Below are 22,506 nucleotides of genomic sequence, written 5' to 3'. Positions count from 1 at the left end.
GGCATTCGTTTCGAATAAGCGCGCCGAAGAATTCCATGGATGAAACAAAAGACCTGTCCGGTGGCAGTGAAGCGCTGATGGCGCTCATCGACGGCGGCATGCCACCCGAAATTTTCGTGCCCAACGCGCTACGCGTGGCACGGGCATTGGCACTGGTACACGACGCTGGCCTCATCCATGGCGGGCTGACGCCTTCGAATATTCTGATCTACCGCGACGATCCCAGCGCACGGCTGAAAGGATTCCGGGGACAGCATCCCAACGTCGCGCTCTCGGATTTTTCCAGCGGAACGGAATGGGAGATCGACCGGGAATTCCTGCATTACATGGCGCCGGAAGCCACCGGCCGGGTCAATCGCGCATTCGATGCACGCTCCGACCTGTATTCCCTGGGCTGCGTGTTTTTTCACATGCTGACCGGCCACGTGTTGTTCCCCGGACTCTCCACCTCGGAACAGATCCATGCCCATATCGCCCGCCCGCCCGATGAAGCCGTCATCGCCAATCTCGGACGCGATGTCGGTGGGCATCTGGTCGGCATTCTCAGCCGTCTGCTTGCAAAGGAGCCCGATGAGCGTTACCAACGGGCGGCCGATGTTGTTGACGATCTGCTGGCATGGCAATTCGCCAGTGCTCCGCAATCATCGAATCTGCGGCAGGCACCACGATCCGCGCTGGCATCATTTCGCACCAACAGACTGATTGGCCGTCATGTGGAACTGGCCAGCCTTCGTCGCGCAATGCAGGGCGAAGACGACGCACACAGGTTGTGGCTGGTCGAAGGTCCGGCGGGTATTGGCAAAACTGCGTTGATCGATCATTTCCGACTGGGCATCGATCCGGAATCCTGCGAGTTCGCCCAAGGCAAATGCGAACAGGGCGATGGTGCCACCCCCTATGCCAGCCTCTCCCGCGCCCTGTATGCCTTGCTGAGAACGGTACTCGGATATTCTCCGGAGCGGTTCGACGGCTTGCAGACAATCCTTCTGGAAGCGCTTGCCGAGGAGTCGTCGATGATCACGACGATTTTCCCGGAGTTCAGCTTGCTGCTGGGCGAACACACGCATACACCGGCGGTCTCGGCGCATGCCGAAAGGCGGCGGTTCCTTGAAGCCGTTGCCCGACTCTTGAGTGCATTCACCGCGCAAGACCGGCGGCTCATGCTATGTCTGGACGACTTGCATTGGGTGGACGAAGCGACGCTGGAGGTGGTTGCCCATGTCATGCGGCATCCGCTCTGCGCGCGAGTGCTGTTCGTTGCCGCCATGCGCGACGGCCAATCCGAAAACCAGGGCGTTCACGTGCGTCCGCTTATCCTGGCCAACCGGGTGCAACGCATGTCGATTGGCCCGCTTTCCGAAACAGAAGTGGGCGGACTGCTCCGCGCTGTGCTTGCGTATCAGGTCGGCAATATCGATGTGGTGGAGCGCGCGGTGTTTCGCGGTGCGGGCGGCAATCCGCTTCACACCATTCAGTTTGTCCGGTCGCTGATCGACGACAACCTCATGGTGTTCAACGAGGCCGATGGAGAATGGGCCGCCTCGCTGCCGGAAATCGAGGCACGCTCGAACACCTCCAGCGTGGTGGAACTCCTGTCAACGCGATTGGCACTACTGTCCGACGACGCGCGCCTGGCGTTGCAGTATCTGGCGGTCCTGGCAGAGCCATCTTCGATCGGGATGCTGGCGGCGGCCATGCAGCAGCCCGCAGACCTCGTGGAGCGTTCACTGCGGGTAGCCGTTGCAGAGCAACTGGTGGAATGGAAAGACGAGCAATATGCCTTCGCGCACGACCGGTTCAGGGAAGCGGTTTATCAGACGCTGAGTGAATCCGAACAGCACGAAAAGCATCTGGAAGTGGGCTGCAACCTGTGGAACGATGGGCCACGAGACGCGCTCAAGGTCAGCGTCTTCGTCGTGGCCAACCATCTGGACAAGGGGCTGCTTTACTGTGAAGAGACACTAAAACATCCTGGCGAGGAAAATCGCCGGCGTCAGTTTGCTCTCATCATGCTGGAGGCCGCCATCAAGGCCAGGGATGCCACGGCTTACGAGTCGGCGATATCGTATCTCGTCAACGCCGGGAAGCTGTTGCGAAACGGTGCCGACAGGCATGGCGGGGAAAACGCAGACCTGCTCTCGCTGATCGAATTGAGAATCGGGGAGTGTGAATTCGCCTCGATGCGAATCGCGGCGGCTTCGGAACGACTGGCCGCCATGCCGGCGCACCGCCTCGATGCCCGGGACCGCGCGGAATGGATCCGGCTGCGCCTGGCCATGTACGTCGCACTGGATCAACCGGACAAAGGCGTGGAAATCGGCTTCCGCTACCTCGCGGAAGAAACCGGTATCGAAATCCCCAGGGATAACCCCATCCGGGACATCGAACTGGAGTATCGACGGCTGCTGACGCTCTACGGCAACCGTAGCGTCGACGAACTCATCCAGCTGGATCTGATGGTTGACACGCGCATCCGCAACGCGATGGATGTCATGACGGACCTGATTCCGGCCGTGCAGTTCACCAGCCCCGATCTGGTGGAAGTGCTCATGCTGCGGATGATCAATTTCGGTCTCGAATATGGGCATTGCGATGCCTCGTGCTATGCATACGTCTGTCTGAGCTTTATTGCGGGCGCACGATACGGAGACTATGCAACCACCGCCGTCTTCAGCGAACTCGCGATGCGGCTGCCGCACGAGCGCGGGCTCAGGTTGTACGCGGGCCGCGTGCAGATGTGCTACGGCGCGCTCAGTCTGCCGTGGACAGGGCCGGCATCCGAGGCACGGCGGCACCTTGAGGAAGCGACGGTACTGACCGACCGTCAGGGCGACGCGACGTTCGCGGTGTATTCACGCCGGCATATTGTCACCAACCTGATTTTTACCGGCGGGCCACTGTCCGACGCGCAACGCATTGCCGAGGACGGGCTCAGGCTGGCGCGGGACGCCGAGTTCGCGCTGGTCGTCGATGCGTTCATGGCGCAGGCGTGGCTCATCCGTGAACTCAGGGGCGTGCCGCTCGATATCGGGCTACGCGACCCCAACCTCGGCGCCGTGGATTACGTCGAATTGCTCGCTGACTGCATCAGCGGCAACTTCGACCGCGACATTGCAGCGTTCGCGTTCTGGACCTACCGCCTGCAGGCCGCATTCCTGTGGGGAAACATGCGCGAAGGGTTGCAGGCCGAGGCACGGGCCATCGATACCGAGTGGGCGTCTACCGCGTTTCTGGAGAATGCCGATTTCGTCTTCTACAGTGGGCTGCTGCGTATCGCGCTGGCCAAATCCGCAACGGACGAAGCGCGCGACACCCACACTCGTCACGCCGCAGACCGGATTCTCCAGATGCAGCGCTGGGCGCAGGCGAACCCCGAAAATTTCCTGTCCCGCGAACGATTGCTCTGCGCGGAATATGCATCGCTGACGGGCGACGACGCGCAGTGCCTCCCGCTCTACGAAACGGCCATCTCCCTGGCCGAGCGTGCCTGTGACATGCATGTGCTGGGCGTCGCCACGGAACTGGCCGCGCAGTTTGCTGGCCGGTGCGGATTGCGATCCGCGCAGCGCGGCTATCTGGAGCAGGCCAGGACCGCCTATGCGAACTGGGGTGCCGATGCCAAGGTGCGGCATCTGGAGACCGCATTCCCTGCGTTGCGGATGGCAAAACAGGCTGAGTTTTCCGCACTCGAAGATCCCCTGTCGTGGAACGAGCAAGGCTTTGAAACCGAAGTGGTACTGCGGGCAGTCCGTGCCTTGTCCGGCGAAATATCACTGCAGCAGGTCATGACGGTCATCCTCCAGAATGCCCTGCAATATGCGGGAGCGGAGCGCGCCGTGCTCTGCCTGCTGGAGGATGGCGCGCTGCATGGCGCCGCGCACGCACGGCTGGTACAGGGGCAACTGGACATCAACCTGGATCGGAAACCCATTTCGCCGGAGCTGGTTTCCACATCCATTGCCTACCTGACGCTGCGCAGCAAGCAGTCCGTCGTCATCGAGGATGCACGCGACGATCCCCAGCACGGGCTCGACTCCTACATCCGCGCCCACCGTTCGCGGTCCATCATGTGCGTGCCGCTGGTGAAGCAAGGCGCGCTCACCGGATTGCTGTACCTGGAGAATGCGCTGATCGCCGGGGTGTTCAATCCCACACGGGTGAGAACGCTGGAGGTGCTGGCGTCGCAGGCGGCCGTGTCGCTGGAAAACGCCAAGCTCTATGAGAGCGTGGAAGCCGAACACCAACGCCGCGCGGACGCCGAACGCCGCGTCCGCGAAACACAGGGAAAGCTGGCCCGTGCGGCGCGGCTGACCGAACTGGGGGAATTCGCGGGATTCATCGTGCATGAGATCGGCCAGCCCATCACCGCGCTGGGTACAAGCGCCCGTGCCGCCGTGCGGTGGCTGAATCGGGATACGCCGAACATCAAGGAAGCCGTGGCAGCCATCGAGAAAATCTCGGCCAGCGGCGAGCGGGCGAGACAGATCATGGAAAGCCTGCGGGCCATGGTGCGGGAGTCTCGCCCCAAAGTACTGCCCGTGGACATCCACGAAGCGATTCTCGAAGTATTCAGCGTGCTGGAGGAACGCATCGCCGCCGGAAACGTGGGGATCTCCACAAGCTTTGCGCCGGACGTCGAGATCGTGTTCGGTGATCGCGTGCTGCTGCAACAGGTGATCATGAACCTTGTCACCAATGCGCTCGAAGCAATGAACGACGTGGAGGTCCGCGAAAAATCCATTTCGGTCCAGACACAAATCGACGAGCACGGCATGGTCTGGGTGTCGGTCAGCGATACCGGACCCGGTATCGCCGCGGACATCGCGGGGCAGCTTTTCGACTCGCTTGCCACCACCAAGGGCTACGGCATGGGCATGGGGCTATCCATCTGCAAATCGATCGTGGAAGCCCACGGCGGCGAAATCGAGGTGTGCAATGACACGTCCACCGGCGCCGTATTCTGCTTTTCCATCCCCAGCCGTCCTCCGGCGGACACTGCCCGCTGACCATCGTCCACACGCCTCACGGGTGCCACGTCGAGGGCCTTTCCACCTGCATCGCGGGCCGCTGGCTGCCCGCCATCGCATACGAGAGCTTGTTGGCGGCATCCACCACCGTCTGCGCCAGTTCCAGCAGGCGTTCTTCCCCGAGACGCGCGGTCGGCCCCGAAATGCACATCGAGCCCAGCAATCGCCAGTGCAGGCCGAACACGGGCGCTGACACGCTGGACACCTCCGCTTCGCGCTCGCCCAGTGACAGGTGAAACCCGCGCCGCCGGATCGTTTCATAGAGTTCGCCCGATTCCCCTGAGAACGCGAGGATCACGCGTCCCGGAGAACCGCTGTCGAGCGGCAGGGCCGCGCCGATCCGCACGTGGTGCCGAATCGCCTGCGGCCCTTCCACGCGCACCACGCAGGTCCGCTGCTGCCCTTCGCGGATATAGAACGACGCGCTCTCCCCGGTCTTGATCGTCAACTCGCGCAGCACCGGCTCCACCACCTCCTGCACGTTGAACGTCGCCTGATAGCACGCGCCCAGCCAGCCAGCGGCGCGGCCCAGCCGCCAGGTTCCATCCTCTTTCTGCACGAGGTAGTTGTCCGCCGCCAGTGTGCGCGCCAGACGCAGCACCGTGGTCTTGTGGATGCCCGTGCGACGGCTCAACTCCGCCAGCGAAAGCTGCGGATCGTTGACGCCAAATGCCTCCAGCACCCGCAGCGCCCGCGTCACGGCAGTCACGCCGCTCGCCCCGTGATCTGCCTCGGGGGCGCCTGATTCGCTACTTTTCTGGTTCATGGCGTGCAACATGTTTCGTCGTGCGAAACGGCATTGTAGGCAATGAAACGGTCGACAACAATCCATCTCACAGCACCGCCACATATAAAACGAGATCCGGAGACAGACAATGCGCGTCACACGCACGCTCACCATCACCGCAGTCACTGCCGTTACCCTTGGCCTCGGCCTTGCCGTCGCCGGCCTCACCCAGTTCACACAATCCGCCCATGCGGCCCCGGCCTATCCTTCCAAGCCGATCCGCGTGATCGTGCCCTTCCCGGCAGGCGGCGGCACCGACATCATTGCGCGCGAAGTCACCAGCAACGTGGCGAAGTCAACCGGTTGGACCTTCGTCGTGGACAACAAGCCGGGTTCGGGTGGCAACCTGGGGGTGGACGCCGCCGCGAAGGCGTCCGCCGATGGCTATACGATCGTTCTCGGCCAGACCAGCAACCTCGCGATCAACCCCACGCTGTTCAGCCACCTGCCCTATGACCCGCTCAAGGATCTGGCGCCGATCAGCCTCGTGGCCAGCGCACCGCTGGTACTGGTGACGCCGGTCGGCTCGCCCTACAAGACACTGGACGATGTCATCCAGGCCAGCAAGGCCAAGCCCGGCACGTTGAACATCGCCTCGCCCGGCAATGGCACCGTCGCCCATCTCTCGGGCGAACTGCTGCAGAAGACCGCAGGCATCAAGCTGACCCACGTGCCGTACAAAGGCGTGGCGCAGGCAGTCAACGACCTGATCGGCGGACAAGTCGATCTCTATCTCTCGTCGGTTCCCACGCTGCTGTCCCATATCCGTAACGGCAAGCTGCGTCCGCTGGCCGTGACATCGCTCAAGCGCGTGACCGACCTGCCGCAGGTTCCCACCATTGCCGAGTCGGGCTATCCGAACTTCGAAGCCTCCACATGGTTCGGCTTCGCCGCCCCGGCGGCCACACCGAAGGACATCGTCGTCAAGCTCAACGCCGCATTCAACAAGGCGCTGCAATCGCCCGATCTGGTGAAGACGCTGAGCGATCAGGGTGCGCTGGTCCTGGGCGGCACGCCCGAGGCATTTGGCACGCAGATCCGCCAGGACATCACGCGCTGGGCTTCGATCATCAAGGCATCCGGCACCCGGCTGGATTGACCCTTCCTCCGCGAATTCCTGAACGTCCCTCACACATCCCGCTGACATCATTCGGAGTCAAGTCATGACGCTGCCCAACCTCAACAAGACCTTTGCTCGTGTATCGCCCAACGTGGTCGCCCAGGCCGCAAAGTTCCAGCCGGCCATCCTTGCCGATGTGGCAGGTCGTCGCGGTGCGCTGCATGGCCGTATCAAGGCACTGCGCCCCAGCATGAAGCTGGCTGGCCCGGCCTTCACCGTGGAAGTCCGCCCCGGCGACAACCTGATGATCCATGCCGCACTGGCACTGGCGCAACCCGGCGACGTGCTCGTCATCGACGGCAAGGGTGACCAGACCTCCGCGCTGATGGGAACGATCATGATGAGTGCAGCGCGCCAGCGCGGGCTTGCCGGTGTCGTCATCGACGGCGCCGTGCGCGACAGCCTCGAATTGGAAGAGATGAAGTTCCCTGTCTTCTCCGTCGGCACCAATCCGAATGGACCCACCAAGGAAGTGGCCGGCCGCATCGGCCATCCGGTCTGCGTCGGCGGCGTGACGGTCTACCCCGGCGACTACGTCTGCGGTGATGCCGATGGCGTCGTCGTGGTGGAACGCGAGAAGATCGAATCGCTGCTTGCTGCCGCCGAACACAAGGAAGCCGCCGAAGCCAAACGCATCGCACAGATCAAGGAAGGCAACACCGCTGCCCCGTGGCTGCTGGCCTCGCTGGTCACCGCTGGCGTGCTGAAGCAGGGAGAAACGCTGTGACGACGCGCCCTGCCATCATCGTGACCGGTGCGGACCTCGCGCCAGAAGCCCTCGCGGTCCTCGCTGATTTCTCCATCGTATTCGCGGGAAAGACCCCGCAAACCGCAGACCTCGTGTCGCTCGCCAGACAACACGACCCGGTCGGCATCATCGTCCGCTATGGCAGCGTAGGCGCCGAAGTCATGGATGCCGCGCCATCGCTGCGCGTCATCGCCAAGCATGGCAGTGGCACCGACACCATCGACAAGACCGCCGCGGCGGCGCGAGGCATCGAAGTACTGGCCGCAGTGGGCGCCAATGCCGCAGCCGTTGCCGAGCACGCGTTGGCACTGATGCTGGCCTGCGCAAAATCCATCGTGCCGCTCGATGCGCGCATGCACGCCGGCCACTGGGACAAGGCCACGCACAAGAGCATCGAACTGAGCGGCCGTACCGTGGGGCTGGTGGGCCTCGGCACGATTGGCCTGCGCCTCGCCCGCATGTGCCACGCCATGGACATGCGCGTGATCGGCTTCGATCCCTACGCCCGCAACCTGCCCGACTACGTGCAAGCCGTGCCGCTGGAAACGATCTGGTCCGAGGCCGATGTGATCTCGCTGCATTGCCCGCTCACCGACGACAACCGCAACATGCTCGATGCCGATGTGCTGGCACGCTGCAAACCGGGCGTCATCCTCGTCAACACGGCGCGCGGCGGCCTGATCGACGAACCCGCGCTGTTGAACGCGATCCGCTCCGGACACGTTGCCGGTGCGGGCCTCGACAGCTTTGCCGTCGAACCGATGGCTGTGCCCCATATCTTTCACGGCCAGCCCGGGATTATCCTGAGTCCGCATATTGGCGGCGTGACCAGCGCGGCCTACGTGAACATGGGCGTTGCCGCAGCGCGCAATGTACTCGGCGTCGTGAGCCGCGAACCCGCACTCACGAAAGACTGAGCGATACGAGATCAGGCAACACGGCGTCCGGAAAAAGAAAGAGCCGGACCCGACAAGAAGCAATAAGTTGGAGACAGACATGCGCGCAACAAAACACAGCGCCTCGTGGCTTCCGCGATTCGCATTGGGGGCCCTGGCCGCCCTCTCGTTCCTCTCGATCGGCGTTCACGCGGAGACCTGGCCCGCCCGTCCCGTCAAGATCGTGGTGCCCTATCCGCCGGGCGGCGCCGTCGATGCGGTCACACGCAAGATGGCGCAGCGCCTGACCGAGCAGACCGGCCAGAGTTTCTTCGTCGAGAACAAGCCCGGTGCAACGGGCACCATCGGCGCCGTACAGGTTGCCCGCTCGGCGCCAGATGGCTACACGCTGCTGGCCAACGACACCACCTACGCGTTGCTGCCGCATATCTTCCGCAAACTGCCGTTCGACTATGCGCAGGATTTGCAGCCGGTTTGCGCGTATGTGTTCGCGCCGATGGGACTGGTCGTCAAGGCCGACGGCAAGTACAAGACGCTGGCCGAACTGCTCACCGCCGCCAAGGCCGGAGACAACAAGGTCTCGTATGGCTCGGGCGGTCCGGGATCGACACCCCACTTCGCCAGCGAAGCGCTGGGGATGGCGGCCGGTGCGCACTTCATGCATGTGCCCTTCAAGGGCGCGGGCGAGGCAACCGTCGCGCTGCTCGGCGGCACCGTGGATTTCCAGATGGCGTCCATCTCGGGCGTGATCGGCCAGGTGCAAGGCAACAAGCTGCGCGTGCTGGCCGTGAGTGGCGACAAGCGCCTGCCCGCGTTGCCGGGCGTACCGACTTTTGCAGAAGCGGGCGTGCGCGGTTTCGGCGTCACGAACTTCACCGGTCTCTGGGCACCCAAGGGCACGCCGCCGGACGTGCTCGCCCGACTCCAGAAGGAAGTCGCCGCCGCCATGGCCACGCCCGATATGCGCACCTACGCGCAGGGTATCGGCGCCGATGCCGGCTACTGGGACACCAACGCATTCCGCAAGGAAATGGGCGAGCGCACGGCATTCTGGGGTAAGGTCGCCAGTGGCACTGGCTTTGAAAAGCAGTAATTCGTAGCCAACCCCTATCTGTCACGCTCCGTCAGGACACCACATGTTTCTCTTGAATCCGCCAGTCGTCCGCGAAGCCACGCTGTTCAGCAGCCTGCCGGAGCGCTATCGCCAACAGCGCCACACCGCATGGTCCGATGCCAATCAGGGCGGACGCGCCATCGACTCCTTCCTCGAAGGCCCGGCCGTGGACGATGCAGGCAACCTCTATGTGACGGATATCCCTAACGGTCGCATCTTCCGGATCGATACCCATGGGGCTTGGGAGACAATCGCCGAATGGGACGGCGAGCCCAACGGCATGAAGTTCTTCACTGCCGATGAACTGCTGGTCACGGACTATCGCAACGGACTGGTTCTCGTCGATATCAAGACAGGCAAGGTGCGTCCGCACCTGGGCCGGCGCAACACCGAGAGCTTCAAGGGCGTGAACGACCTGACGCTCGATGCGCGCGGCAATGTGTATTTCACGGATCAGGGCCAGACTGGCCTGCACGATCCGACGGGGCGCGTGTATCGACTCTCGCCGGAGGGCCGGCTCGACCTGCTGCTATCGAATGTGCCGAGTCCCAACGGCGTCGTGCTCTCGCCGGACGAACGCTTCCTGTTCGTGGCCGTCACGCGGGGCAATTGCGTATGGCGGATGCCATTGCAGGCCGATGGCAGCGTCTCCAAGACGGGGCAATTCTTCACGTCCTACGGGCCCAGCGGTCCCGATGGATTGGCGATGGATCAGACCGGCCGCCTGCTCGTCGCCAACCCCGGGCTGGCCTACGTCTGGGTGCTCAACCATCGCGCCGAACCCGTGGAGGTGATTCGCGGCACGCCGGGGCACTCGCTGACCAACCTCGCTTTCGGCGGCTCCGATCGCAAGACGCTCTACATCACCAACTCCACGACAGGTGAGATTCTGACTGTGCAGATGGATGAGCCCGGTGCCACCCCGAGCGGGAAGCACGACGCCCGCCGCTGAAAGTGCACGCCGTGCCGCACGGACGGTCCGGCGTGTACCCGCGTGTACCCAATACTTTGCTTGACCGATCCCGCACTCCCACCGAAGCTTGGAAGGCTGCACGCTGCCATCCATCGCAAGCATCGTCGAAGAAGAACAAGGGAGAGGTCATATGCCGTCGTCACGCAAGGGAATGCCGCTGCACGCGCATCTGTGGATGCTGTTCGGCGCGATCATCCTGCTCGTTGGCCTGCTGGCGAGCGGCCTCAACTACTGGGTGACCCGCGCCGCGCTGCAGGCCGCCACTGCGGATGCCAGCCAGCAAATGGCCGGCACGATGCGCGACGAGGTGGAGGACCTGCTGGCACCGGCACAGACGGCCATCACGCTGATTCGATACAGCGCCATCGCCAACGATGGCACGCCGCACCAGCGCGATGCGTGGCTATCGCTGGCGCGCGAAGCGCTGGAGAGCGCGCCAGTGCTGCAGGCGGTCTACATCGGCTACGCAGACGGAACCTTCCTCTATCTCAGGCCGCTGAGGTCCGATGCGGACCGCGCGATCTTCAAGGCGCCCGACACGGCGTACTTCGTGCTGCGCAGTGTCCTCGGCACGGCGCCCGCGCTGATCGGACAAGTCGATTTCCTCGATCGCGACCTGCGCACGGTGGCCACCCTCCGGGATCAGGAATACGCGGAACGCTTCGATCCGCGCAAACGGGTCTGGTATCAGGCCGCAATTGGCTCCGATGCGCCCGTGCGCACGGACCCCTATCTGTTTTTCTCCGACCAGGAAGTCGGCACCACGTTTGCATTCCGCACACCGCATCGCAATGCCGTGGTAGGCGGCGACTTCCGTCTCGACTGGCTGGGCACGATGCTCGCGAAGAAGAAGGCGACGCCCGGCACCATGCTGGCGCTGCTCGACAGCAACGGCAAGGTGCTTGGCATCGACAGCCGCCTGCCCGAATCGTCCGCCGCGCCAGACGCTATCCAGGCGGACTTGCTCGCCGCGCCCGCCGACTACAACATTCCGGTGCTCACGGCCATGGCCACCGCATTCCAGGGCGGCGCCCGGCAGACGGGGCGCAAGTCGATAACGGTAGACGGCATGACGTGGTACACCACCACCGACGTGATTCCTGCCACCACCGGCAAGCCGCTCTACCTGCTGATGGCCGTGCCTCAATACGAACTGTTGGCGAACGCCAAACAACAGGCATGGACGGGCATCCTGTTCACGCTCGCCATCGTGCTGCTGTCCATTCCGCTGACATGGCTGGTGGCCCATCGCCTCGCCAAGCCGCTCAGCCAGTTGGCCGATGGCATGCAAGCCATCCGCAGCTTCGATTTCGACAAGGCACTGCCCGTGCAATCGACCATCCGCGAAGTGGGCGCGCTCGGCGCCGCCGCCGAACAGATGCGCCAGACCATACGGCGTTTTCTTGCCATCGTGCAGGCGGTTGCCGCCGAAGATCGTCTGGAGCGCTTGTTGCCAGTGCTGCTGGAGAAAACACTTGCCGAAGCTGGCGGCACAGCCGGCATTTTCTTCCTGGTCGACGAGAACGACATCCGCGCCGCGGCAATCCAGGACCGTCATGGCAACGATGCCGCAGCGACGAAGCCGTCCTATGCGCTCGATGAAGCGCCATCACTGGTGCGCGACGCCGTCCGGCAACATCGTTCGCAAAGCGCTGGCCTGGACCGCACGGCTCTCGCCGCGATCACAGCGGGCGATATGACGCATGGCGGTGCCACGTGCGCGGTAGCCATCCCGGTGGTGAATCGAAAGTCGGAGGCACGTGGCGTGATCCTTGTGATCCGCGACACGCCGATGAACGCGGCACAGCTCGCCTATGTGGAAACGCTATCCGCGCTGTATGCCGGCTCCATTGAAGTCCGCGAGTTGGCCGACGCCCAGCGCAAGCTGTTCGACGCATTCATCCGTCTGCTGGCCGATGCAATCGACGCCAAGAGTCCGCACACCGGCGGCCATTGCTCTCGCGTGCCGGCGCTGGCCAAGCTGCTGGCACAAGCCGCGTGCGATGCCACCGATGGCCCCTTCCGGTCATTCCAGATGACAGGCACCGAGTGGGAAACGCTACATGTGGCCGCATGGCTGCACGACTGCGGCAAGATCACCACGCCTGAATACATCATCGACAAGGCGACCAAGCTCGAAACTCTCCACGATCGCCTGCACGAGGTTCGCATGCGATTCGAGGTCATGAAGCGCGAGGCCGAGATCGGCTGCCTCGAAGGCATCGCTGCGGGCGACGATCCTGCTGACGCGCGGACGCGGCTCCAGCAGACTTTGCGAGAACTGGACGACGATTTCGCATTCGTCGCCGCATGCAACCAGGGGACCGAAGCCATGGACGCGCACCGCAAGGCACGGCTGCTGCAGATTGCTTCGCGCACGTGGACCCGGACGCTCGACGACCGCATCGGCCTGTCCCGCGAAGCCACGGCGCATCTGTCCGCAAGCCCCGCCCCGTCATTGCCCGTGCGCGAGCCGTTGCTCGCGGACAAGCCGGAACACCGGGTGCCGCGTGGCCCGCATGACACCATCGCCTCCGACAATCCGTGGGGCTTCCGGCGCGACGCCCCGCCGTATCTCCATGATCGCGGCGAACTGCACAACCTGCTGATTGGCCGGGGCACACTGACCGCGGAAGAGCGCTACAAGATCGAAGATCACATCGTGCAGACGCAAATCATGCTCTCGCGGCTACCGTTCCCCCGTCATCTTCGGCAAGTGCCCGAAGTGGCTGGCAACCATCACGAGAAGATGGACGGCACAGGCTATCCGCGACGCCTGCGGCGCGAGGACATGAGCACACTCTCCCGGATGATGGCGGTTGCCGATATCTTCGAGGCGCTGACTGCGGCGGACCGCCCCTACAAGAACGCCAAGACCCTGTCCGAATCCATCGACATCATGTACCGGGCCGCTACGGATGGGCATATCGACCCCGAGATCTTCGAACTGTTCCTGACATCGGGCGCCTACCTGGCCTATGCCCAGCAATATATGCAGCCCGCCCAGATCGACAAGATAGACGTGGAGCGATACCGAAAGCAAATGCGCGCAGGCAGTGCCGTGGCATAGCGGCATTTGCGATTCCCGAACCCCGCCTTTGGCCCCGCCGAAGCCGTAGCAATCCGGTTTCCCCGAACGCGCAAGCCGTGTAACAATCGTCTCCACAAAACATTCCAACCAGGAGACATCGGCCCATGCAGCCCAGCCCGCACGGTCCGAACGGAACGCCGATTCCCGGCGTTTCGGAGGACATGCCGACGATCATTGCGTCCAAGCTTGTGCCGCCGGCCTGTGCCGCGTCGCATCTGGCACGGTCGCATCTGGTCGCGGCCATGCTGGCGGCGCACAGCGCACGGCTGCTGCTGATACGCGCGCCAGCCGGATTCGGCAAGACCACGCTGATGCAGCAGTACGCAGCGGCGTGTCAGGCAAAAGGCGACGCCATCGCGTGGGTGCGGCTCGATGCGGCCGATAACGACTTGCCGCGTTTCCTGGGCCACCTCGCCGCAGGATTGCAGGTATTGCACCCCTCGCGGCAAACGCTGCCCGCCTCCGCAGAGCGCATGGGCGCGGGCGTCATCGCTACCGTTGCGGCCGTCAGCCAGCCGTTCGCCATCCTGCTCGACGATTTCGAAGTCATCCAGAGCGAGGCGGTGCTGAACTTCGTGCAGTTGCTGCTGGAATCTCTCCCCCCCAACGGTACGCTCGTGGTGGCATCGCGCACCACGCCATCGCTCGGGCTGGGCCGCGTCAGGGCACGTGGTCATCTGCTGGAACTCCAGCCTGGCGCCTTGCGGTTCACGCTGCCTGAAGCCGCCGCGTTTATTCGCGAGAAGTGCGGGATAACCCTGTCCGATGTGGATGTCGCCCGGCTCCATCGCTGCACCGAAGGCTGGGCCACGGCCATCTACCTGGCCACGCTCTCACTGCGGCAGCATCCCGACCATAGCCGCTTTGTCGCATCGTTTTCGGGCACCAATACGGATCTGGCCGAGTATCTCGCGCAGGACATCCTCGGGCGGCAGTCCGAGCCCGTGCGCCGCTTCCTGCTCGAAACCAGTGTACTGAGCCATCTTTCCGCACCGCTTTGCGATGCCATCCTCGATCGCAACGACAGTCACGCGATGCTGGCCGCGCTGGAGCATGACAATCTCTTTCTCTTTCCGCTCAATGGCGAACAGGACGAGTATCGCTACCACAGCCTGTTCGCCAGTTTCCTGCAGCATCGGCTGCGCAGCCTGAATCCCGAACGGGAGACCGCGTTGCACGCTGCCGCCGCACGCTGGTATCTGCAGGCCCGGCGACCGATTCCTGCCATCGACCATCTGCTGCGCGCCGGCCTGCTTGAAGCCGCCACCGCCGAGATGGCGCTTCACGCCGACACGCTGCTCAACAACGGCCGCGTCAGGCTGCTGTCGCGCTGGTTCGATCTCGTGCGCGACCGCCTTTCCGAAGCCGATCCACGGGTGCGCATTACTGCGGCATGGGTGCTGCTGCTCAATCGCCGCTTTGCGGAAGCGTTGCAGGCCGTGCAATGCATCGTTGACGATACCCGCACTAGCGCCGCACACGAATCCGTGCAACGTCAGGCCGAGACGTTGCGCTGCGTGTTGTTCGCGATGACCGACCGCACCGAAGCCTGCCGCGAGATCGGCCTGCCGCTGCTCCAGCATGTGCCGCCGGACGATTCCTTCCAGTACTGGCTGCTTGCGAATTCCGTGGCATATGGGCTGGTTTCCGTGCGACGCCACGACGAGGCGCGGCAAGTGCTGGCCAATGCCTGCGCAGGCGGACGGCACCAGCAGATGCCGTTACTGCGCAGCGTGGCGGATTGCCTGGAGAGCATCATCGATCTGTTCCACGGCAGGCTGGGGCGTTCGATGGCGCGCCTGCGCGGTGCCCAGCAAACGTGGCATGACCGCACCGATGAAGTCACGGGAGGCCGCGCCGCAGCCGGCGTGATCCTCGCCCTGCTCTGCTATGAAGCGGACCAGATCGACGAAGCCGCGCGGCTCGTCAATGACACCCTGCCGTTCGCCAAGATGACTGGCCCGGTAGATTCGATGATCACTTGCCATATCCTGAGTGCGCGCATCGCGTTGGCGCGCGGCGACCGTGACCTGTGGCAGCGCAGGCTGCTGGAACTGGAAGAACTCGGTGGCCGCGTGCCGTCGGAGCGCGCAATCTGCTCCACGTGGCTGGAGCGCACACGCGTGGCCACACTCGACGGTGCACTCGATGCCGCCGCGCAGGCCTTGCATGCCGCGGGACAACACGGCGCGTGGGAGACACTCGATGACGCAGGGTATGCCAATGAAGTCGATGTGCCCGCCGTAGCGCGTTGGCGCCTGCAGATTGCGCGCGGGGCGGATGCGTCGCTATGCGATGCGCTGGCTCACGCCGTTGCCACGGCCGCCGCACAGCAGCGCCACTGGCGACTCCTGAAGCTCCGCCTGCTGCACGCGATGGCACTGGAAAGCGCAGGAGAACACGAACATGCGTTCGATGCGCTGACCGAAGCGCTGCGGATAGCCAGCCATGAAGGCTTGCGCCGCAGCTTTATCGATGAAGGCGCGCCACTGGTGGCATTGCTGCAGCGCTGGAACGCTGCTCATCGTATGCAAGGCACGATGCCTGGCGTAGCCGCTGGGTTCGTGCCTGATTTGCTCGCGCGCATGGGCGTATCCGATGCGGAACCTGCCGAAGCTACCGCTGCGCCAGACATCTCGACACCCACGCGCGACATGGGCCTCGATGCCCTGACCACGCGAGAACTCGATGTGCTGCACATGCTCTCGCACGGCCACCGCAATCGCGCCATCGCGGAGAAGCTGTTTGTCTCCGAGCTGACCGTGAAATCCCATCTGCGCCGCATCAGCGCCAAGCTCGGCGCGCAGAGCCGCACGGAGGTGGTGGCCATCGCAAGACAGCGGGGCCTGCTCGACTGAGAAGGCCCCGCTGTCCTCGTTCTCCTACAGCGTGCGCGCGATCAGTTCCTTCATGATCTCGTTCGATCCGCCGTAGATCTTGCCAACCCGTGCGTTGACGTACAGCCGCGCAATCGGATACTCGGCCATATAGCCGTAGCCGCCGTGCAATTGCAGGCATTCGTCGATGATCTCGCAGCTCTTCTGCGTGCACCACCATTTGGCCATCGCTGCCGTCTCGCCGTCCAGTTCGCCACGCAGCACCTTTGCCATGCAATCGTCCACAAAGGCGCGGGCGATGGTGACGTTGGTCTTGCACTCGGCCAGCTTGAAGCGCGTGTTCTGCAGTTCCAGCAGCGACGTGCCGAAGACCTGCCGGTCACGCACGTAGGCAACGGTTTCCGCCATCGCGCGCTCCATCGATCCAAGGGCGCCCACCGCAATCGTCATACGCTCCTGCGGCAACTGCTGCATCAACTGGTAGAAGCCGCGCCCTTCCTCGTCGCCCAGCAGATTGCTGCACGGCACGCGCACGTTGTCGAAGAACAGTTCGGCCGTGTCCTGCCCCTTCTGGCCGATCTTCTCCAGCACGCGGCCCCGGCGGAAGCCCTCCAGGCCCGCCGTTTCCACGACGACAATCGAGACACCCTTCACGCCCTTGTCCGGGTCCGTCTTGACCACTACGCAGATCAGATCGGCCAGCAGTCCATTCGAGATGAACGTCTTGGAGCCGTTGATCACGTAGTGGTCACCGTCACGCACCGCACGCGTCTTCACGCTCTTGAGATCGGAGCCTGCGCCCGGCTCCGACATCGCGATAGCTGCGACCATTTCGCCGGATGCCATCTTCGGCAGCCAGTGCCGCTTCTGTGCCTCGGTGCCGTAGCGCAGGATGTAGTGCGCCACGATGGCACTGTGAACGCCGGTGCCGAGGCTCGTCGCCATCGCACGCGCCTGCTCGTAGGCGATGATCGCTTCATGCGCGAAGCTGCCACCGCCGCCGCCGTACGCTTCGGGGATGCTCGCGCAGAGCATACCCATCTCGCCGGCCTTGCGCCACGTTTCGCGATCCACATGCTGCTGCTTCCACCACCGCTCCTCGTTCGGCACGAGCTCGCGCTCGATGAACTTGCGGATGGCGTCCTGGAAGATCGAAAGATCCTCGGTAATCCATGGGCTCTGGTTCGACATGGCTGTCCTGTGAAGTGGTCAATCAGGGACGGCCGCCGCCTACCACCAGCACTTGCCCGCTGATGTAGTTCGACTCTGGAATGCACATTAGGTACACCGCGCCAGCCGCTTCTGTCGGCGTACCACCACGACCCACCGGAATCATGGCTTCCACGTTCTTCATCAACTGCGCGTTGACCCCCACCTTGATCTCGCGGCCCGCGATGTCGATGGTGGCACTGTCCCCAGCTACGGCTTCGGTCAGGCGCGTCTTGATCAGCCCGAATGCCACGCTGTTGACGTTGACCTTGTAGCGACCCCACTCCTTGGCCAGCGCACGCGTCAGGCCGTTGATCGCCGCCTTGGCGGCCGAGTAGTTGGCTTGGCCCGCATTGCCCATCACACCCGATACCGACGAGATATTGACCACCTTGCGGAAAATTTCCTGTCCCGCAGCGGCATCTGCCTTGGCGGTTTCACGGAAATGATCGGCAGCGGCACGCAGGATGCGGAACGGCGCGGTCACGTGCACGTCCATGATCGTCGACCATTGTTCATCGGACATCTTCTGGATCACGTTGTCCCAGGTGTAGCCCGCGTTGTTGATGATGATGTCGAGTCCGCCGAACTCCTGCAGCGCGGTCTGCACAAAGCGCTGGCCGAAATCGGCATCGGTCACGCTACCCGTGCAGGCTACGGCACGGCCACCTGCTGCCTGGATCTCCTTCACTACGGCATTCGCCGGTTCCGCGTCGAGGTCGTTGACCACCACGGCGGCGCCCTCGCTCGCCAGCTTCAGTGCGATTTCACGGCCGATACCGCGGCCCGATCCCGATACGATCGCTACCTTGCCATTCAGCTTGCTCATTGCGTGTCTCCCTCTGTCTTGTTCGAGTGTGTGGTTCAGGCGGCGGGCGCAATCAGCGCCTCGCCAGCCAGTTTGATTTCGCCCTGCTGATTGCACGTGGACAGTGCAATGCGCACCGTCCCCGCCGCTGCATCTTTCTCCGTCACCACGCCGCTGCACGACACCACATCGCCCACATGCGTGATGGCTGCAAAGCGCACCGAGAACTCGCGAATCGCTTCCTGCGGCACCCAGTTGGTCAGCAAGCGCCCCAGGTAGGCCATCGACAACATGCCGTGCGCGAACACGTCGGGCATGCCCGCACGTTTCGCAAAGTCCAGATCGACGTGAATCGGATTGTGGTCACCCGAGGCACCCGCATAGAGCGCCAGCGTGAGCCGGCTCAACGGCTCGGCATCGAAGGCGGGCAGCTTGCTGCCAACTTCCAATTGATCGAATCGAACTGCGCTCATTTGCCCTCCCTGGCCTTGCCACGTACCACGATTACGCTGCGCAGATCGGCTACTGCACCGCCATCGCCATCGGTCACCTTGGTCTCGCGCACCACAAAGCCCAGCGCGCCGCCCTTCTTCTCGTAGATGTCCGCAATGCGCACCTCGAAATGCAGACGCTCCCCAGCGAACGCCATGCGGTGATATTGAAAGCTCTGCTCGCCGTGCAGGATGCTGCCGATATCGATGCCCAGGAGGTCGATCGTGGCGCGCGGGTTCGGCGCCTCCATCTCCAGGCAGAACAGGAAAGTCGGTGGCACGGGCAGCGCGGGATATCCCGCAGCCGTGGCGGCAGCCTTGTCGGTATAGCGCGCATCGGTCTGTCCCGTGGCCTTGGCGAAGAAGCGCAGGCGGCCTGCCTCCACTTCCGCGCTATGCCGGGACAGCACCGTGCCGATGTGTCGGGTATCGAGCATGGGCACCTCCGCTTACTGGCGCTCGTACAGCGTCACCACGCAGGCGCCGCCGAGTCCGAGGTTGTGTTGCAGCGCCATGCGCACGCCCGGCACCTGACGGTCCTGGGCCTGCCCGCGCAGTTGCCACACCAGCTCCGCACATTGCGCGAGCCCGGTGGCACCCAACGGATGGCCCTTCGACAGCAGGCCGCCAGACGGATTCGTCACCACGCGTCCGCCGTAGGTGTTGTCGCCGTCGATGATGAACTTCTCGGCAGTGCCTTCCGGCGTGAGACCCAATGCTTCGTACGTAATCAACTCGTTGGCGGTGAAGCAGTCGTGCAGCTCCACCACGCCGATATCCTCCGGTCCCACGCCAGCGGCCTCGTACACGGCCTGCGCGGCGGCATGCGTCATGTCGTAGCCCACCACCTTGCGCATATCGCCTTCATCGAAGGTGCTGTTGCGATCCGTAGTCATGGATTGCGCACGGATGGCAACGCGCGTATCGAGTCCATATTTCTTCGCGAACGCTTCGGAGCACAGTATCGCAGCCGCCGCACCGCAGGTGGGCGGGCAGCACTGCAAGCGCGTCAGCGGATCGAACACCGTGGGCGATGCCATGACTTCCTCCAGCGACACCGTATTGCGGAACACCGCAAACGGATTGCGCGCCGCGTGTTGTCGTGCCTTGACCGAGATGCGGCCAAACGTATCCGGACGGATGTCGTATTCCTTCAGATAATCGCGTGCGGCGCCGCCGAAGAATTGCGCGGCACGCGGCGCGGCTTCGTCGATGCCCTGGATGTCGCGCATCACGTCGACAAAACGCGCCATCGGTGCAGGGCGATCCGTGTACGCACCTTTCAGCGCGCCGGGCACCATCTGTTCGAAGCCCACTGCAATGGCACACTCCACCGCGCCGCTGGCTACCGCCTGCCGTGCCAGGAACAACGCCGTCGATCCCGTGGCGCAGTTGTTGTTGACGTTGATGACGGGAATGCCGGTCAGGCCCACGCCATAGATGGCCGCTTGCCCTGCCGTGGAGTCGCCGTAGACGTAACCCACATACGCCTGCTCCACCAGCGCGTAGTCCACACCGGCGTCGGCCAGTGCAGCCCGCGCGGCGTTGGCGCCCATGACCGGATAATCCTCGCTGGCTCCCGCCTTGGTGAACGGAATCATGCCGACACCGGCAACCAATACGCTTCTGCTCATGTTCGTGTCCTCGATCAATGGAAGGGAATCAGCTCACCTGGCGCGCCTGGCCCTGCCAGTGTTGGTCGCGCAGGTCGCGTTTCAGGATCTTGCCCGCCGCCGACAGCGGCATTTCCGTGCGGAATTCAAAGCTCTTGGGGCACTTGTAGTTGGCGAGTGCCGCACGGCAGTGCTCGCGCAGCGAAGTCTCGGATGGCGTCTTGCCTGCATGCGGCACCACCACGGCATGCACCGCCTCGCCCCAGTTCGTATCGGGGATACCGATGACCGCGCACGTCGCCACCTCGGGATGCAGCGACAGCACGCTCTCGACTTCGGCCGAGTAGACGTTCTCGCCTCCCGTGACAATCATGTCCTTGAGCCGGTCGACGATGAACAGATAGCCGTCGTCGTCCATGTAACCACCATCGCCGGTATGCAGCCAGCCGTTGCGCAAGGCTTCGGCGGTTTCCTTGGGCCGGTTCCAGTAGCCGCTGGTGATATTGGCGCCTAGCACCACGATCTCGCCCACAGTGTTGCGCGGCACTTCATTGCCATCCGGATCGACGATGCGCATGGTCACGCCCAGGCTCGCGCGGCCTGCCGAGCGGTACAGACCGCTGGCACGTGCCTCGTGGCTGTGATTCGCCGGCGGATTGACCGTGATGAGCGGCGAGGCTTCCGTCATGCCATACGCATGGAAGAAATCGATGTCGGGCAGCGCTGCCAGCGCGCGATCCAGCAGGCCCGCGGAAATGGGTGACGCGCCGTAGTAGATGCGCTGCAGGCTCGACAGGTCATGCTGGCCAAACGTGGGGTCCGCCAGCAGTGCCTGCAGCATCGTCGGCACCAGCAGCAGTTCTTCGATCTGCTCGCGCGCCACGGTCTTGAGCACATCGGCGGGCACGAAGCCCGGTTCGATCACCTGCGTGTCGCCTGCCACGATATGGCCGACGGCGCGCGCCATCGCAGCGGTATGGAATAGCGGCGCCACATGCAGCGATACGAACGTGCGCTGTCCTTCGCGATACTCGGCCATGCGCGAGACCGCCGATGCCCACAGGTTCAGATGCGTCTGCATCACGCCCTTGGGCTTGCCCGTGGTGCCACCCGTGTACATGATCGATGCCAGATCCTGACCGCCACGGAACATGTCCGCCACTGGCGTGGCCGCATCGATCATGGCCTCGTAATCGAGCATGCCATCGGGTGCACGCCCTTCACCCGCATAAATCACATGCGGCGACCGCTTTGCGGCCGCAAGGATGCCGGGCACCATCGGCAGGAACTGATCGTCCACGATCAGGATGCCGGTGTCGCAGTCGTCGAGCGAATAGACGATTTCGGGCACGCTCCAGCGAATGTTCACCGGATTCAGCACGCCGCCGCCCCACCAGACCCCTAGCATGTATTCGATATAGCGATCCGAATTCAGCGCCAGCATGCTGACCCGGTCGCCCGGCGCCATACCGATTGCCTGCAGCGCGCCAGCGAGTCGCGCCACGCGTCCATGCAGTTCCCGGAACGTGCGGGTCCGGCCGCGAAACACGGTGGCGCGGCTGTCCGGCGTCTGCTGCATGCAACGATGCAGCCCTTGCGTCAGATACATTCCTCGTCTCCTTCATGTGATGCAAGCGTCAGCCCTTGCATATGGGGGCCGCCATGTTGGGCCGCCTTCTGGAACCAGACTCTACGGAGCCGCGCGCGCCGTGTCGTGCGCCAAAGGAACCAATTTGCATGTTGCAGTGCGATTGGTCCGAACGGACCACGACAGTGCCCGGACGCGATGGAA

The 22,506-nt window shown here is 63.7% G+C and carries 15 protein-coding genes; 8 read left to right on the top strand and 7 right to left on the bottom strand.

Annotated elements, in window-relative coordinates:
* Positions 1-35 precede the first annotated feature (35 nt).
* On the top strand, positions 36-5,006 hold the full coding sequence (locus tag ABDB81_RS07170) for an ATP-binding protein (protein ID WP_346810499.1): 4,971 nt from the start codon (positions 36-38) through the stop codon (positions 5,004-5,006).
* Between the two features lie 16 nt (positions 5,007-5,022).
* Here the strand turns inward: ABDB81_RS07170 and ABDB81_RS07165 are convergent, their stop codons facing one another.
* Positions 5,023-5,793, bottom strand: a complete 771-nt coding sequence (locus ABDB81_RS07165) for an IclR family transcriptional regulator (RefSeq protein WP_346810498.1) — start codon at positions 5,791-5,793, stop codon at positions 5,023-5,025.
* Positions 5,794-5,902: 109 nt separating this feature from the next.
* On the opposite strand from ABDB81_RS07165, the gene ABDB81_RS07160 reads away from it, so the two are divergent.
* The 7 genes from ABDB81_RS07160 (at position 5,903) to ABDB81_RS07130 (ending at position 16,614) form a co-directional block, all read left to right on the top strand.
* Positions 5,903-6,913, top strand: a complete 1,011-nt coding sequence (locus tag ABDB81_RS07160; protein WP_346810497.1) for a tripartite tricarboxylate transporter substrate binding protein — start codon at positions 5,903-5,905, stop codon at positions 6,911-6,913.
* Between the two features lie 64 nt (positions 6,914-6,977).
* Positions 6,978-7,661, top strand: coding sequence for an RraA family protein (locus tag ABDB81_RS07155; protein WP_346810496.1), 684 nt, complete (start codon positions 6,978-6,980; stop codon positions 7,659-7,661).
* Positions 7,658-8,599 carry an NAD(P)-dependent oxidoreductase gene (locus tag ABDB81_RS07150; RefSeq protein ID WP_346810495.1) on the top strand — a complete coding sequence of 314 codons (942 nt, stop codon included), beginning with the start codon at positions 7,658-7,660 and terminating at the stop codon, positions 8,597-8,599. Before ABDB81_RS07155 ends, ABDB81_RS07150 begins: the two co-directional genes overlap by 4 nt.
* A 79-nt stretch (positions 8,600-8,678) precedes the next feature.
* Positions 8,679-9,671 (top strand): tripartite tricarboxylate transporter substrate binding protein, encoded by a 993-nt coding sequence (locus tag ABDB81_RS07145; protein ID WP_346810494.1) that lies wholly within the window; start codon positions 8,679-8,681, stop codon positions 9,669-9,671.
* A 43-nt stretch (positions 9,672-9,714) separates the two neighbouring features.
* A complete protein-coding gene (locus ABDB81_RS07140; protein ID WP_346810493.1) occupies positions 9,715-10,644 on the top strand; it encodes an SMP-30/gluconolactonase/LRE family protein in 930 nt (309 codons plus the stop codon).
* A gap of 151 nt (positions 10,645-10,795) precedes the next feature.
* Positions 10,796-13,735 (top strand): HD domain-containing phosphohydrolase, encoded by a 2,940-nt coding sequence (locus ABDB81_RS07135; protein ID WP_346810491.1) that lies wholly within the window; start codon positions 10,796-10,798, stop codon positions 13,733-13,735.
* Between the two features lie 125 nt (positions 13,736-13,860).
* Positions 13,861-16,614, top strand: a complete 2,754-nt coding sequence (locus tag ABDB81_RS07130) for a LuxR C-terminal-related transcriptional regulator (RefSeq protein ID WP_137927078.1) — start codon at positions 13,861-13,863, stop codon at positions 16,612-16,614.
* Positions 16,615-16,638: 24 nt separating this feature from the next.
* Here ABDB81_RS07130 and ABDB81_RS07125 read toward each other — a convergent pair whose 3' ends face one another.
* The 6 genes from ABDB81_RS07125 to ABDB81_RS07100 are packed head-to-tail and all read right to left on the bottom strand — an operon-like array spanning position 16,639 to position 22,323.
* On the bottom strand, positions 16,639-17,784 hold the full coding sequence (locus ABDB81_RS07125) for an acyl-CoA dehydrogenase family protein (RefSeq protein ID WP_137927077.1): 1,146 nt from the start codon (positions 17,782-17,784) through the stop codon (positions 16,639-16,641).
* A 22-nt stretch (positions 17,785-17,806) separates the two neighbouring features.
* The gene (locus tag ABDB81_RS07120; RefSeq protein WP_160473671.1) at positions 17,807-18,631 is read right to left on the bottom strand and encodes an SDR family NAD(P)-dependent oxidoreductase; all 825 of its coding nucleotides are present in this window, start codon (positions 18,629-18,631) and stop codon (positions 17,807-17,809) included.
* 35 nt (positions 18,632-18,666) lie between these two features.
* Complete coding sequence (locus tag ABDB81_RS07115) at positions 18,667-19,083, bottom strand: MaoC family dehydratase (RefSeq protein ID WP_137927075.1); 417 nt, start codon at positions 19,081-19,083, stop codon at positions 18,667-18,669.
* Positions 19,080-19,538 carry a MaoC family dehydratase N-terminal domain-containing protein gene (locus ABDB81_RS07110; protein WP_346810490.1) on the bottom strand — a complete coding sequence of 153 codons (459 nt, stop codon included), beginning with the start codon at positions 19,536-19,538 and terminating at the stop codon, positions 19,080-19,082. The genes ABDB81_RS07115 and ABDB81_RS07110 overlap by 4 nt, the downstream gene beginning before the upstream one ends.
* 12 nt (positions 19,539-19,550) lie before the next feature.
* On the bottom strand, positions 19,551-20,735 hold the full coding sequence (locus ABDB81_RS07105; RefSeq protein WP_346810489.1) for a lipid-transfer protein: 1,185 nt from the start codon (positions 20,733-20,735) through the stop codon (positions 19,551-19,553).
* 28 nt (positions 20,736-20,763) lie between these two features.
* A complete protein-coding gene (locus ABDB81_RS07100; RefSeq protein WP_346810488.1) occupies positions 20,764-22,323 on the bottom strand; it encodes a long-chain-fatty-acid--CoA ligase in 1,560 nt (519 codons plus the stop codon).
* Between the last annotated feature and the right edge of the window lie 183 nt (positions 22,324-22,506).

Source organism: Cupriavidus sp. DL-D2, from assembly GCF_039710735.1.
Classification (GTDB): Bacteria; Pseudomonadota; Gammaproteobacteria; order Burkholderiales; family Burkholderiaceae; genus Cupriavidus.
This window is presented reverse-complemented; position numbering and strand designations above follow the sequence as displayed.